A 14,109-nucleotide genomic window follows, 5' to 3' on the forward strand; every position below is an offset into this window, starting at 1 on the left:
TGGGAGAAGGGGTTAGGGGATGAGGGCTATCAAGGTTTTTGCACATTTGGGATGCTCCCAACAGTCACTTACTACCAATCAACTACGTCGCGATCTCAAAATTCCCAGGGGCGATGTTTTTCTGACGACTTCACCGAGTAGTCATCTCGTGAAAAAGAATGTAGAGACGTTGCATTGCAACGTCTCTACAATGCCAAAAAAAATATTTAAGAAAATACGGTAATGTGTCAGGATTACCGTATTTTAATCTTATACAATGCTCAAATAGCATTATTACTTGTTTGTATAATTGGAAACTAAAATAACTGCTGATGTCTGAACAATATCGTTTTGAAACCCTGCAAGTTCATGCTGGACAAGAACCGGCTCCCGGAACTAATGCCCGTGCTGTACCCATTTACCAAACGACTTCCTACGTTTTTGACGACACCGAACATGGAGCGCGGTTATTTGCTCTTCAGGAATTTGGCAACGTTTACACCCGGATCTCAAACCCAACGACGGATGTATTTGAAAAGCGGATTGCTGCACTAGAAGGGGGTGTAGCAGCATTAGCAACAGCTAGTGGTCAGGCGGCGCAATTCTTGGCAATCAGTACCATCGCTCAGGCTGGGGATAATATCGTTTCCACTAGTTTTTTGTATGGGGGAACATATAACCAGTTTAAAGTATCCTTACCACGTTTAGGCATTAATGTCAAGTTTGTCGAGGGAGATGAGCCAGAAAGTTTCCGTCAGGCGATCGACGATCGCACCAAAGCATTATACGTTGAAACCATTGGCAATCCGCAATTCAACATTCCTGACTTTGCTGCGTTAGCTGAAATTGCCCACGAAAACGGCATACCTTTAATTGTGGATAATACCTTCGGTGCTGGTGGGTATCTAGCTCGACCAATTGAACATGGTGCAGACATTGTAGTGGAATCTGCAACTAAATGGATTGGTGGTCATGGTACTTCCATCGGTGGCGTAATAGTCGATTCGGGTAAATTTGACTGGGGTAACGGCAAGTTTCCCTTGTTTACTGAGCCAGCACCCGGCTATCATGGGCTGAATTTTCAAGAAGTGTTTGGCCCTGGCGGTTCCTTTGGTAACATTGCCTTTATTATCCGCGCCAGAGTTGAGGGGTTACGGGATTTTGGCCCGTGTTTGAGTCCATTTAACGCCTTTCTTTTACTGCAAGGATTAGAGACTCTTTCTTTACGTGTAGATCGGCATGTGAGTAATGCCCTAGAATTGTCTCAGTGGCTAGAGCAGCAAGAGCAAGTATTATGGGTTAATTATCCCGGACTTGCCAATCACCCATATCACGAACGAGCGAAAAAATATCTCCAACATGGCTTTGGGGGAGTTTTAAACTTTGGCATCAAAGGTGGATTGGAGGCAGGTAAAGCTTTTATTAATCATGTGAAGTTAGCGAGTCATTTAGCAAATGTTGGTGATGCTAAAACCCTCGTGATTCATCCCGCTTCCACAACCCATCAACAGCTAAGTAATGACGAACAGCTTTCAGCAGGCGTGACACCCGATTTAGTGCGGGTATCAGTGGGAATTGAACATATTGACGATATTAGAGAGGATTTTCAGCAGGCATTCCGGCAAGTTAGGATTTAGTTCTTAATTGGGCATTGGGCATTGGGCATTGGGAATTGGGAATTGGGAATGGGGCATTGGGAATTGGGCACAAGAGGCAGAGGTGCAAAGGAGCAGAGGGGCAGAGGGGAAAATACTTACTGCAACTTCTCCCCTGCTCCCCTGCTCCCCTGCTCCCTCATCTCCCTCATCTCCCTTGTCTCCCTCATCCCCCTCATCCCCCTCATCCCCCTCATCCCCCTCATCCCCCTCATCCCCCTCATCCTCCTCATCTCCCTCATCTCCCTCATCCCCCTCATCCCCCCACTCCCCACTCCCAGATATGATCTACTCAGATTTCATCTCACCACAAACCCAGTTTTACCAGCTTACAGTCCCATTTCAACTTGAAAGCGGCGAAGTATTAATTGGGGTTCAGGTTGCTTATCGCACCTGGGGACAGTTAAATGCTCAAGGCGATAATGGAGTACTAATTTGTCATGCCTTAACTGGTTCGGCTGACGCTGATGATTGGTGGGAACCTTTGTTTGGTTCAGGGAAAGCCTTCAATCCCGATCGCAATTTTATTGTGTGCAGCAACATTTTGGGAAGTTGTTACGGTACAACAGGGCCAACTACTATCAACCCAACAACCAGAAAGCCTTATGGTGTATCCTTCCCTAAGATTACAATCCGAGATATGGTTCGCCTGCAAGCTGTACTACTAGAATACCTGGGTGTTCAATCTCTGCGGTTCGTAATTGGTGGTTCACTGGGTGGAATGCAAGCACTGGAGTGGGCATTATTATATCCCGAAAAGGTGAAAGGGATTGCACCTATCGCTGTTTCTGGCAGACATTCCGCTTGGTGTATTGGATTAAGTGAAGCCCAAAGACAGGCAATTTATGCCGATCCAAATTGGCAAGGAGGGAACTACACCCTGGATGCGCCTCCAAACCAAGGACTAGCAGTAGCGAGAATGATGGCGATGTCTACCTACCGTTCTTGGGATAGTTTTACAACCCGCTTTGGACGGCAGTATGATGCATCTGAGAAGTTTGCTATAGCGAGTTACTTACAGCATCAGGGTCAAAAGCTGACAGAACGATTTGATGCTAACACTTATATCACCCTCACCCATGCAATGGATGGCCACGATATTGCACGCGATCGCACAGATCCTAATTTATCAGATTATGAATCTGTTCTGGGAAGCATCCAGCAACCAACTCTAGTTGTCGCCATTGACTCTGATATTCTCTATCCGCCAGTAGAACAACAAGAATTAGCAAATTTAATCCCTAATGCTCAACTGTCGTGGTTAAAATCAACCCACGGACATGATGCATTTTTAATTGATATGGCTGCATTGAATGAAATTATTCAACAGAACCATGAGTTTGTTCTTTTTTGAACCGTCGGAACCCCTTTTTTCCTGGCTTACCTTTCTTGCAACAATAACCAATCGTTATGCAGATGTTCGGTATGTCCGAGATAGCGATTCTCCGAAGGAAAGTGCCAAGGGTGAACCGATGAGTTGAGCAACTCGAAAGGCAGATGCGATCGCTCCTTCATGCAATCCATCTCCTAGATAAGCGCCCGCATAGTAGGTATTGTTCTCTCCATTGGTAGCAACTACTTCGTCTCTATATCGAAAAGATTCAGTGGTATACAACGGAGTGTGATGTTCTTGAGTGTGAATAATCCGATCTTTGCCAATCAATCCTTCTAGTTGAAACGATAAAAAATAATTCTGTGGCGATGAGATGCCGCAAAGCTGATTTAAGTAACTGTTATATCCCCATCGGGTGTCTGTCTGGAAGAAATCAAATTCCGAGGGATGCCGGATGTCATAATTTTCATACATGGAAGTATCCGTATGAACTGTAGTGGTTATATAATTGGCTTTCCAAGCACAGAAGCGTTTAATTTCAGCCTCGGTTGGGTCAGCTAACAGAGCCATCACTTGGTCGGGTGGTGTAGCAAACACGACTTTATCAAACTCTTGGATCTCACCCTGCGATAGCGAAGCGCTGCCGCCAGAGGCAGATCGCTCTATTTTCACACCATCTGGACTTCTGGAAATATTGGCAATCTCCACATTCAAAAAGACTTCACCCTTAAATCGCTCCAAAATTTTTTCAATATAGGAATATACACCACCTTCAATCCTGAGCCATTTGACTGCGAGGTAGTCGCGTAACATCGGAATTGCCATCTCTGCGGGAAAGTTGTCAATGAGTTCAAAGGGCATTGAGTAGCTATACATCGTCAGCAACTTTAGCCAGGTATTGCTCATACTATGGTTATTCAAATATTGAGACAGTGGGCGATCGTAAAAATCTTTCATCTGGGCAAATCGGGTTTCCAGCCATAATCCAACGGAACGGGTATGGAGGATATCGAACCGCAGATATTCAATCAGGCGGTGGATACCTGTATAGTTATTCTCAATCGTTACCCCCGATAAAAAGCGATTACCATCTTTGGGGAATAAAGCTGAACCTACACGGATGGGTTCTAGTTTCACTCCTAGTTCTTGCATGAGAGCAACAAAGTGATGAAATACGGTAGGAAATTCTAGCACTCCAGTTTCCAACATTTCATTGCAATCGGATTGGTTAGGCTTCACATTCTTATTGAGTGTGCGAATATGTCCGCCTAACATGGGCTGCCGTTCAAACACGGTGACATGATGCCCTTGTTTATCAAGTAGGTAAGCTGTAGCCATACCACTGGCTCCACCACCGATAATTGCAATTCTCATAACTGACCTCTCAGTTGTTGAATATGAGTAATATGTATGACTGTTTGTTTAGCTATTGCCTAAAAGCACGTCACCAGATAATCTTTGATACAACAATGCTCCAGTCCAGAATGTGGGAGCAAAGCCCGGATAGCCTGATGAAGCATTGCAGAAATAGAAATGGTTGAGTGAGGTTTCGTGATTCAACCGTCCCAAACCCATGTTGCGCGGTGTGAGACTGGAGCCGTAGGAATTCCCGTTGGGACACCAGCAAAACCGTTCATTGGTGGTGGGGCTACCCGTGATCTGAAAGACTATATGCTTTCTAAAATTCGGCACATATTCTTTTTCCACGATATCCAGGATAGAATCTAAGATTTCTTGCTTTTTCTGGTTGTAGGTTTTGCGTTCGCTTTGTCGCAATTGCTTAAAGTAGTCGTAATTAGCAACGGTAAGGAATTCGACAATTTGGCAATCTTCTGGACAATCCCGACTCGCTTGTGTCAATAAAGTGGGCGTTGTCATGGCAAAGCTGGGATTGGAAAAGTCATTGCGTTCATACATCTGAGCAAAGGCTTCATTCAAATCCTGATGACCTGTGTGGAAGAGATTCCACTTGCCAAATCCATAGTCTCGGAGGTTGAGGTCTTTGACGACGCAATAAACCATGTAGTTGGATGCAGAATACTCATAGTTGAGTTTTCGGCGCACGGTTTTAGAGAACTTTGACTCACCAATCATTTTGGCGGCTTTTTTGGGGTCAATGTTACAAATCACGGTATCACCTGTAAATTCGTGAGTTTGATGGGTGTTTAAATCCATCGCCTCAACGCCCGTAACCGTTTTGTCTATGACTCTAAAATTCGTGACTTCATGGTTTAGCAGTACCTGCCCTCCGTGTGATTCAATCACTTTAACTAACGAATTGATGACATGCTCAAAATGCTGGGTTGGATAAAATGCACCTGCTTGATAGCCCTTGAATAAAGCGACCCAGGCATAAAACGAGAGTTGATTTGGAGGCAGTAAAAAATCAGGCCATTGCAGAGCTAATAAGGTTTGGGCGGCTTGGGGTAGCTGAAATTTATCGAATACATCCTGAAGTGTGCTGTTGAGATATTGGACAGTACAAAACACTTCATCTGCATGTTTTAGCAGTTCAATTGGCTTAACTGGAGGAGCTAGTCTTTTCAAACCTGCGCCCGTTTTTTCAACATCGTTAACAAATTGGCGAATGCAATGGCTATATGCAGGAAAGAGCGCTGATAATCGTTGGATCAGTTCCTCTGGTTCCGAAGGAATATCCAACGCATACCCCGGCATTCGCATGTGGTCAAAACCATCAGGCTCGTACCGCTCAAAAGTTACTTCCCGATCCAAGCCCAATTTTTTGAGTACCCGATTCACCGTTTGTCCTTCACCACAATCCCAAACATAGTGGAATTGGGCATTAAACGTGTATTTTTTAGCCATCGTAAACGTGTGACCAAAGCCGCCTGGATGCTCATGGGCTTCGAGTATTTGCACGGTCTTGCGGTCGTTTGCCATCAAAGCGCCAAAGACCAATGCTGATAAACCACTGCCTACAATTAGGTAATCCGGTTTCATAGGAGGTTTCCTCAAACAATAAATGTCTTTCGATCGATAATAATTTTTTCTATGCTTCAACCCGTGCCACAATGGTTGGATGGTAATCTAAGTGGTTCGGCAAACAAAATTAAATATATATTCGTGATTGTAAATTGAGTCAAGCAGGTTGATATCGATCTTGCTTTCATTTACACTATTTCGACGACTTTATCTTAATTGCCGTAATTTCTCATCCCTCTACAGGATGGGGAGCGTCAATTAACAATTCGTAATTCGTAATTACTAATTCGTAATTCCGTTATGGATAGGAATTTAGAACCCAAACATAACGGGGCGACCTGTAGAGGCCTCTTACTCTGACCCGTTTTTTAATTACGAATTACGAATTATTTGTTGAGTTACCCCAATATCGGGGGTTGTGTCTTACCAAATTTCCAGGTAAGGAGCGATCGCAAGCCCAACAGACTCACAACAAACACCACAATTCCGCCCACAATGCCGGATTCACCATCAACTCAGGAGTGGAATCAATGGAATACCAATTAGATTGTAACTAAATCGCTCCTATTTACTCAAAAACAGTTGCACTATGCGGTTTTGGGTTAGACGTTCGCGTTGTCCGACCTGGCTCATCACATTTCCTGCATTGTCTGAATCACGGATTGATATGGATTACTAGATTACACGGTTGATTAAAATGAAGTAGATAGGTTATTGATGAGATTCTTTGGTGTGCAAGTTTTTTCAGTGTCATCCTTTAATCTGTCTAATCCGTGTTCTACATTACAAGCCTTTTGAAGGTTAGGCTTTTGCTACCAAAGTTTATCAGTAATCCAACTTCTAATTTATAGGCTTTTAAATAGTTGAGGGCTTGAGCTAGGTGGACATCTTCGAGTTGGATGACTGCTTTTAGTTCTACGAGTATTTTGTTTTCAACTACAAAGTCGGCTCTGCGTGTACCAATAGGTTCGGGTAGGTTTTTATAATAAATCTGCTGTTCTATTTCGCGGGCAAATTCTAGTCTTGCTTGACGCATCTCGTGGGCTAGGGCTCGTTGGTAGATGACTTCTTGGAAGCCGTTACCTAAAAATTTATGGACTTCAAAGGAAGCTCCGATAATTTTTTGGGTGATGTCAGCGTATTTTAGGCTATTCATTGTCTGAATCACAGATTTTCACGGATTCAAGGATGGCACAGATTCTAACTCCGTGTCATCCTTTAATCTGTCTAATCCGTGATTCAGACGTTTGAGGGATTACTGGAACAATCACGTCTCACAATATTTCGCCGCTACCCTTCATGGCTCCAAATGCTGGGCGCTGGTGTTGAGCGGTGGCGGGATCGGACAATAATTATTTAAAAATGATTTGATTGCTGAAAGCCTCGAAAATACGTAACTTCTGCCCCTGAACTTGGAAAAAGTGGACATTAATTCTTTAAAATAGACAAAAATTATTTAATGGACAAATGGAGAATAACGGATTTGAACCGATGGCCTCTGCGGTGCGATCGCAGCGCTCTACCAACTGAGCTAATTCCCCAAAATCTGTGCTAAGTCAAGAGTAATATTACTCATTAACTCAATACACTATCACCATAGAGTATTTTAACATTCAGTTGCCGATGGTTGAGGCTCTTTTTGAGAATAAATCTTCTGCACGCGTTCGAGTTCTAAATCACTGAGATAATCAACAGTCCAGTTACAGCAGCGTTGAAGCATGTGGAATGGGTAAGTATTGGCTACACCAACAACTTGCATTTGCGATCGCTTCGCTGCGGCAATACCTGCTGGGGTATCTTCAATTGCCAGACACTCGTGTGGTTGAAGGTTTAATTCCGGATATTCTTTATTTAGGCGTTTTACTGCCAGTAAATAACCATCAGGTTCTGGCTTACTGGTGGTTATGTCATCACCCGCAACGATAATTTTAAAATGTTGAGCTAGTTTGGCGCGATGGAGTACCAATTCTATTTCTTGGCGAATAGCGCCACTGACTAATCCTAATTTCAGATTCCGCGATCGCACCTGATATATTAAGTCTTCTACACCTGGATATAAAGGCAGTTTCTCTATTTTCTCTAATTCCACCGTATAAGCTTGGGCTTTGCGGTACAACAACTGAGTTAAATAGTTTTCGTTAGCTACTCTACCACGATTAGCGAGTAGTTGCCCAAAACAAATGCGATCGCTGCGTCCAAGAGAAGCTTGACGCTCACTCACCTTTTGGGGTTGGAGATTTTCTTGAATGAGAATCTCATCGATCAGTTGTAGGTGGATTGGCTCATCGTTAATAATGACACCATTGAAATCAAAGAGAACTGCCTTTAAACTCATGCGATTATGCCAAATGCTGGAGATCCAAGTCCCTCCAAATCATTATTATCTACTGATGTGGGAGTATAATGACGGACATTTTCAGTTGCGATCGGTTTAACGCCGCTAGTTACCTGATTTATCCACCATACATCCTGCGATCGCACAGCTTCAAATCCGGCTGTACCCATATTCGCATCTATACTACCAGCAGCATACTCACGAATATATGGCTCTTCAAAAACATCATTAAGCCATTCTAGCTGCCGCAGAGTCTTCTGATTCCCATCTAGAATTAGTACTTGCCCTCCAGTTACTAGCAACCGAAAGCTTTCCCGCAAAATTGCTAAGGATACTGCATCCGGTGTTTCGTGGAATAGCAAAGAAGCTGTCACCAAATCAAATGTTGCATCTCTGAAACTGCTTTTTTCAGCATTTCCATGTCGCCAGACTATCTCTAAACCAGCATTTCTAGCTTTATCTTCTGCCCTTACCAGCATATAGGGTGATAAATCCAAACCAATGACTTCCGCTTCGGGGAAAGCCCGCTTTAACATCAAAGTAGTGGAACCTGTGCCACAACCTAAATCAAGTATGCGTCGTGGTTTTACCTTAACGGCATCAACTAAAGCCTGACGGACAATAGTTTCATTCGGTGGCACAACATATTGGGTAATCGGATCGTAACTAACTGCGGCACCAGCATTGAGATATCCGCCTGTAATCCCGTGAAAGTTTTGACTGCTGTAGTACGAGGGAATTATGACATCATCTCGTCGATAGCGATCGCTCTCTTTCTCCCAGTCAATACTATCAGCGTAACGCCGTAACCCGTCTTCATCAATCAAAAGACGCACTACAGGGGATAAAAAACGTTCCCAGATTGTATCTTGACGGACTGTCATATTGTGTCAAATTAAGGGGTTATTTAAGCAGAGTGATTTTCTTTACAAATTTTAATATATCTAGTAAACATCTGCTTACTCTCTGTGGTGTGAACTTGACGTTTGTAATCATTTAGGTTACAGTCGTAATACACCTATCTACTCCTTAAAAGTAGTTATTCAGCTTCACGAAGACTGAACGAGTCAAATGAAAGACAATAAACATTTAAATTGCTACAACTAACTAGTAGTATGTCAAGTTTAAATTCATGGGTAAACAAGTTAGAAAATAAGGACTAAAGTCCTGACTACAAACCCTGAAAAAGTACTAGATAAATTATCAGTGCCATAGACCCAATCCAAAATCGTTCGACTGAGAGACTTGTACTGAGCAAAGTCGAAGTAAGTCTAAGTCTAAAATTTAAAATCCAAAATAAATTATGCCCTACGAAAAGTTAGAAATTACCACACCAGCACCTGTTTTATCTTGGGCAAATCACTCATTGGGCCCAGAAGAAACCAAGATGGCAAAAAATGTTGCATCATTACCATTTGTGTTTAAGCACGTGGCATTAATGCCAGATGTTCACTTAGGAAAAGGTGCTTTAGTTGGTTCTGTAATTGCGACCAAAGAGGCAATTATCCCTGCTGCTGTCGGTGTGGATATCGGTTGTGGGATGAGTGCTATCAAAACATCATTTACCGCCGAACAACTAGAAGGTAAACTGAAGAAAATCCGCCTAGATATTGAAGCAGCAATCCCTACTGGATTCAACGAAAACAAAGACATTGAAAAATCTGTTATCAACTGGCAACACTGGGATGATTTTAAAGACTTGCATCGCGGCGTGCAAGACCTACAAACTAAAGCCATGAAACAAATGGGTTCTCTTGGTGGAGGAAACCACTTTATTGAAGTGTGCCTTGATACAGAAAATCAAGTTTGGCTGATGCTGCATTCTGGTTCGCGTAACATCGGCAATAAACTTGCCCAATGTCATATTCACACAGCTAAAGAATTAGCAAAAATGGCAGGTAATAAATTGCCTGACCCTGATTTGGCTCACTTTGTAGCTGGTACGCCAGAATTCCAAGCATACTGGCACGATTTGCAATGGTCACAAAACTATGCGCGTGTCAACCGCGATGTGATGATGGCGCGTTTTAAGCACATAATTGAGAAGCATTTAGTAGGTGGGAAGGCAACTAAACCTTTATTGCAAGTTAATTGTCATCACAATTACGCCGAAAAAGAAGTGCATTTTGACGAGGATGTATACGTTACTCGTAAAGGTGCAGTCCGCGCTCAGACTGAAGATTATGGGATTATTCCTGGTTCAATGGGGGCAAAGTCTTTCATTGTTAAGGGTAAAGGTAATGCCCATAGCTTCTGTTCTTGTTCTCACGGTGCAGGACGTTTGCTGTCTAGAAATAAGGCTAAAAATGTCTACACACTTGATGATTTGATAGAGCAAACAAATGGTGTAGAATGCCGCAAAGATGAGGGCGTGTTAGATGAGATTCCTGGTGCTTATAAGCCGATAGAGCAAGTTATGGAAAATCAAGCGGATTTGGTTGAAGTTGTGGCAACACTCAAGCAAGTTCTTTGTGTGAAAGGATAAATTAGGTAGGTGGGCAATGCTCACCTATTTTATTTTTTAAACGCTGAGGTAAAGCGAATAGGTATTGCACCAATAAGACCCAGACCGGATTGATTTACTCTTGCTGCGGCTGGTGCAATGTCGTTTTGGAAGATGCCAGCAGATAGTCTAGGGAAAGCGTGTCTGTATTTCATTATTGAGTCTGCGGCTGGTCTTGATACTACTCGGTTAAGAAGATTTGTAGTGGCATAGCAAGACTAAAATAGTGCATTAGACGTAGGTTTGGTGAAGCGGAGCGCAACCCAACATATATCAGAATGTTGGGTTTCGTTCCTCAACCCAACCTACCCTGGAGTGGTTTTTTAGGCATAACCTACTGGCGCGACAAGGCTAAAGTAGTGCATTAGCTTTCCTCTTGTGGTGTAGGCATCTTGCCCGTCCGGTGCAGGCAAGATGCCTACACCACAAGAAAATTTAATGCAACATTTTAGCCTTGCCACGCTACTACGCAGTATTAGAATTGAACTTAATTTTGAAGTGGCGCAGTCCATTTAATAAAGAAAATTGGGAGAGATGGGGGCGACCATTTGGGTAGAAGAAAGTAAAGTTTAGTTTCAAAGAAAATACCCTCTGCTGACAAAGTGATAACTTATTAATTGAAGCCTTATAGCTTCCCTGGCAGATTTAACAGCCAATATTCAATTTAGTTAAGAGGTGAAGACGCTGTTGGATCTCAATCTGTCTCGTAAAATAACAGCAGCACCCACCTCGAAAATTAATATTTCCTCTTAGTACAACGCGGCATAAATAAGCCACCCATTTGAAAGATGTGGAACGCTTGAAAAAACGTAATTACTTTCGCGGAGCGTGCCGGAGGCTCTATTACGAATTAAGGTTTGCGGTACTAGTGTGTAACCTAATGATTTGGTATTGTTCCTACCAAACTGTAATTTGTGGGATATCAAAATTCAGGTTTAATTGTTTGACATATTTTGCAAAATTGCCATTTACTCAAAATAGCATTAATAAGAGCCTGAGATGATTTATTGCTCTAACGTATCCGTTTTTGGTGTGCAGTTCGCAAGGCTATAGATATTTCTGAAAAACGTTAGACAACTATTAAAGTATTAAGCTGTTCCGCATTTAATTTGTATAATTAGGGCGGGCCAGATGCCCACCCCACAAGACTTTTATTTAATTTGATTATTCAACTTAGATGCTTTGCAGCTTACCAATAAACCCCTCAACAGGGTCAATCTTCATGCAAAACTGGTGTCGCTATGAGGCGACACAAAGTCTGCCAATATTGACAGCTTTCGGCAAATCATTAGTGCATTACAATAGCACTAAATGCCAATTAAAAACTTGAAAACTGTATAAAACTTTGATTTAAAGGGAGCCAAACTTATGGCAATTATCAAGGGAACAGATAACAAAAATTACATTGATTTTCTTTATGGTGGCAATGAGAATGATACTATCATAGGATTTGCAGGAGACGACAACCTCTATGGAGGTCTAGGTGATGACTATCTTTATGGTGGTGAGGATAATGACAAACTCTATGGAGGTTTAGGTAATGACTATCTTTATGGTGGTGAGGGTAATGACTATTTAAACGGAGAAGAGGGTAATAATAGTCTATACGGAGAAGCAGGTAATGATTCCTTCTATGCCGCCAACTCATCTGGGAACAACCTTTTAGATGGTGGAGCGGGAAATGATGAACTTTATGTTTATAGCTCGACTGGAAATAACACCCTCAAGGGTGGAAGTGGAAACGATACCTTAGATATTTCTTTCTCTTATGGAAAAAATATCTTAGATGGTGGTTCTGGGGATGATAGTCTTTCTGCTCGCTATGCCGTAGGAAACAATACACTTCGGGGTGGAACCGGAAATGATTATATTGGAGCTAATTTGTCTGCTGGTAATAATGTTCTCGACGGAGGTGATGGAAATGACATCCTTGACATTAATTATCAATGGAAAGGCAAAAATATAGTTTCAGGTGGAAACGAAGCAGATACTTTTTATGCCTATGGAGTTCAGGGTGCTAACACTCTCAATGGTGATAGTGGTGACGACTCTTTCTATATTAGTAGCCCAGAAACTGTTCTCTATTCTTTGGTAACTCAAACAGTTGATGGAGGGACAGGTAATGATTACTTGTACATTGACTATAGTAATGCGATCGCAGGCATCACCTCAACGTACAACCCTACCACTAACCAAGGTTTAATTACTGCTGACACAAATCAAGTCCGCTACAAAAATATTGAACGATTAGAGGTCAAAGGTACAGCCTATGACGACAATATTGTAGGCAGCAATGGCGACGATACACTCAACGGCGGTAATGGTGGCAATGACACCCTCAATGGCGGTGCAGGTAACGATCTCTTACGTATTAGCGACAATTCACGTAATAATAATACCGTCTATGGTGGTATAGGTAACGACTCTTTATATGCAGAAGCTACAGGTGGAACGAGCCTACTAGATGGTGGCGATGGCAATGATTATTTATCCATTGCTAATAGCTACTCCGGCTTCTTTGGCAGGAGTAATACCCTGAATGGTGGTGTAGGGAATGACACCTTAAATGCTAAATCTACCTATGGTGGTAACTTCCTGAATGGCGGTGCAGGTAACGATCTTATTTACGCAGACTATTCGTCTGGTACGAATATACTCGATGGTGGCGATGGAGATGATTATCTATCTGCTACTGGCGCTACCTTCCACTTCGATAACACCTTTTTTACTTTGAAGGGCGGTACAGGTAATGATACCTTAAATGCTAACTCTTCATTTAGTACCAATACACTAGATGGTGGCACAGGTAGCGATCGCTTGACTGTTGAGAATTCATATAAGAATAACTTGCTAAATGGCGGCGATGGTAATGACTATCTATCTGCCTTTGGTGGTGATGGTAGTAGTACTCTCAACGGTGGTAATGATAATGATACTCTAATTGGTGGTGATGGGAGTGATGTATTGATTGGTGGTGGTGGTAATGATTTCCTGACTGGTGGTGCAAATCAAGATACCTTTGTTTTCAATAGTTATAATCAAGGGCTTGATATTATCTACGACTTCAGTACCATTGACTACATTCAAGTATCTGCTGCGGGTTTCGGTGGCGGTTTATCACCAAGTTCAATCGTTCCTAGTCAGTTTACCCTTGGTACAACTGCAACAACAACAGCTCAACGATTTATTTTCGATAGTAGCTCAGGGGCGCTTTACTTCGACCAAGATGGCAGCGATAGCCGATTTACTCAGATAAAATTCGCACAATTAGATGGTGTATCTTCACTAAGCGTCAGCAACTTTGTAGTTGTTTAATCAAGGGTTAAATCAAGGAGGCAGGAGGAAACCTCTTCCCTTTATG

Annotated in this window: 10 protein-coding genes and 1 tRNA gene; 4 read left to right on the top strand and 7 right to left on the bottom strand. The window is 42.5% G+C overall.

The features are described 5' to 3' along the window. Positions 1 to 311: 311 nt before the first annotated feature. A complete protein-coding gene (locus HWQ36_RS33045) occupies positions 312 to 1,616 on the top strand; it encodes an O-acetylhomoserine aminocarboxypropyltransferase/cysteine synthase family protein (RefSeq protein ID WP_292711000.1) in 1,305 nt (434 codons plus the stop codon). 116 nt (positions 1,617 to 1,732) lie between these two features. Here the strand turns inward: HWQ36_RS33045 and HWQ36_RS33050 are convergent, their stop codons facing one another. Beyond that, positions 1,733 to 1,885, bottom strand: coding sequence for a hypothetical protein (locus tag HWQ36_RS33050; protein WP_292711003.1), 153 nt, complete (start codon positions 1,883 to 1,885; stop codon positions 1,733 to 1,735). 32 nt (positions 1,886 to 1,917) lie between these two features. Here HWQ36_RS33050 and metX point away from each other — a divergent pair, with 32 nt between their 5' ends. Then, the gene (metX, locus tag HWQ36_RS33055) at positions 1,918 to 2,988 is read left to right on the top strand and encodes a homoserine O-acetyltransferase (protein WP_292711005.1); all 1,071 of its coding nucleotides are present in this window, start codon (positions 1,918 to 1,920) and stop codon (positions 2,986 to 2,988) included. A gap of 54 nt (positions 2,989 to 3,042) precedes the next feature. Here metX and HWQ36_RS33060 read toward each other — a convergent pair whose 3' ends face one another. From HWQ36_RS33060 to HWQ36_RS33085, 6 genes are all read right to left on the bottom strand, one after another. Next, complete coding sequence (locus HWQ36_RS33060) at positions 3,043 to 4,341, bottom strand: FAD-dependent oxidoreductase (RefSeq protein WP_292711007.1); 1,299 nt, start codon at positions 4,339 to 4,341, stop codon at positions 3,043 to 3,045. 48 nt (positions 4,342 to 4,389) lie between these two features. Beyond that, positions 4,390 to 5,928 carry an NAD(P)/FAD-dependent oxidoreductase gene (locus HWQ36_RS33065; protein WP_292711010.1) on the bottom strand — a complete coding sequence of 513 codons (1,539 nt, stop codon included), beginning with the start codon at positions 5,926 to 5,928 and terminating at the stop codon, positions 4,390 to 4,392. A 760-nt stretch (positions 5,929 to 6,688) separates the two neighbouring features. Further along, positions 6,689 to 7,066 carry a GxxExxY protein gene (locus tag HWQ36_RS33070; RefSeq protein ID WP_292711013.1) on the bottom strand — a complete coding sequence of 126 codons (378 nt, stop codon included), beginning with the start codon at positions 7,064 to 7,066 and terminating at the stop codon, positions 6,689 to 6,691. A 312-nt stretch (positions 7,067 to 7,378) separates the two neighbouring features. Next, positions 7,379 to 7,451 (bottom strand) — tRNA-Ala (locus HWQ36_RS33075). A 65-nt stretch (positions 7,452 to 7,516) separates the two neighbouring features. After that, positions 7,517 to 8,245 carry an HAD family phosphatase gene (locus HWQ36_RS33080; RefSeq protein WP_292711016.1) on the bottom strand — a complete coding sequence of 243 codons (729 nt, stop codon included), beginning with the start codon at positions 8,243 to 8,245 and terminating at the stop codon, positions 7,517 to 7,519. Continuing rightward, on the bottom strand, positions 8,242 to 9,129 hold the full coding sequence (locus tag HWQ36_RS33085; protein ID WP_292711019.1) for a class I SAM-dependent methyltransferase: 888 nt from the start codon (positions 9,127 to 9,129) through the stop codon (positions 8,242 to 8,244). The genes HWQ36_RS33080 and HWQ36_RS33085 overlap by 4 nt, the downstream gene beginning before the upstream one ends. Positions 9,130 to 9,548: 419 nt before the next feature. Here HWQ36_RS33085 and HWQ36_RS33090 point away from each other — a divergent pair, with 419 nt between their 5' ends. After that, positions 9,549 to 10,730, top strand: coding sequence for an RtcB family protein (locus HWQ36_RS33090; protein WP_292711022.1), 1,182 nt, complete (start codon positions 9,549 to 9,551; stop codon positions 10,728 to 10,730). Positions 10,731 to 12,116: 1,386 nt separating this feature from the next. Next, positions 12,117 to 14,063: a calcium-binding protein gene (locus HWQ36_RS33095; RefSeq protein ID WP_292711025.1), complete on the top strand. Its 1,947-nt coding sequence runs from the start codon at positions 12,117 to 12,119 to the stop codon at positions 14,061 to 14,063. Positions 14,064 to 14,109: the final 46 nt, after the last annotated feature.

It is taken from the genome of Nostoc sp. NMS2 (assembly GCF_017115105.1).
In the GTDB taxonomy this organism is placed as follows: Bacteria; Cyanobacteriota; Cyanobacteriia; order Cyanobacteriales; family Nostocaceae; genus Nostoc.

What these genes read in the sequence shown, in the direction of transcription:
- HWQ36_RS33045 (WP_292711000.1), top strand. Translation starts at nt 312, where the DNA reads ATGTCTGAACAATATCGTTTTGAAACCCTGCAAGTTCATGCTGGACAA.
- HWQ36_RS33050 (WP_292711003.1), bottom strand. Translation starts at nt 1,885, where the DNA reads ATGAGGGAGATGAGGGAGATGAGGAGGATGAGGGGGATGAGGGGGATG.
- metX (WP_292711005.1), top strand. Translation starts at nt 1,918, where the DNA reads ATGATCTACTCAGATTTCATCTCACCACAAACCCAGTTTTACCAGCTT.
- HWQ36_RS33060 (WP_292711007.1), bottom strand. Translation starts at nt 4,341, where the DNA reads ATGAGAATTGCAATTATCGGTGGTGGAGCCAGTGGTATGGCTACAGCT.
- HWQ36_RS33065 (WP_292711010.1), bottom strand. Translation starts at nt 5,928, where the DNA reads ATGAAACCGGATTACCTAATTGTAGGCAGTGGTTTATCAGCATTGGTC.
- HWQ36_RS33070 (WP_292711013.1), bottom strand. Translation starts at nt 7,066, where the DNA reads ATGAATAGCCTAAAATACGCTGACATCACCCAAAAAATTATCGGAGCT.
- HWQ36_RS33080 (WP_292711016.1), bottom strand. Translation starts at nt 8,245, where the DNA reads ATGAGTTTAAAGGCAGTTCTCTTTGATTTCAATGGTGTCATTATTAAC.
- HWQ36_RS33085 (WP_292711019.1), bottom strand. Translation starts at nt 9,129, where the DNA reads ATGACAGTCCGTCAAGATACAATCTGGGAACGTTTTTTATCCCCTGTA.
- HWQ36_RS33090 (WP_292711022.1), top strand. Translation starts at nt 9,549, where the DNA reads ATGCCCTACGAAAAGTTAGAAATTACCACACCAGCACCTGTTTTATCT.
- HWQ36_RS33095 (WP_292711025.1), top strand. Translation starts at nt 12,117, where the DNA reads ATGGCAATTATCAAGGGAACAGATAACAAAAATTACATTGATTTTCTT.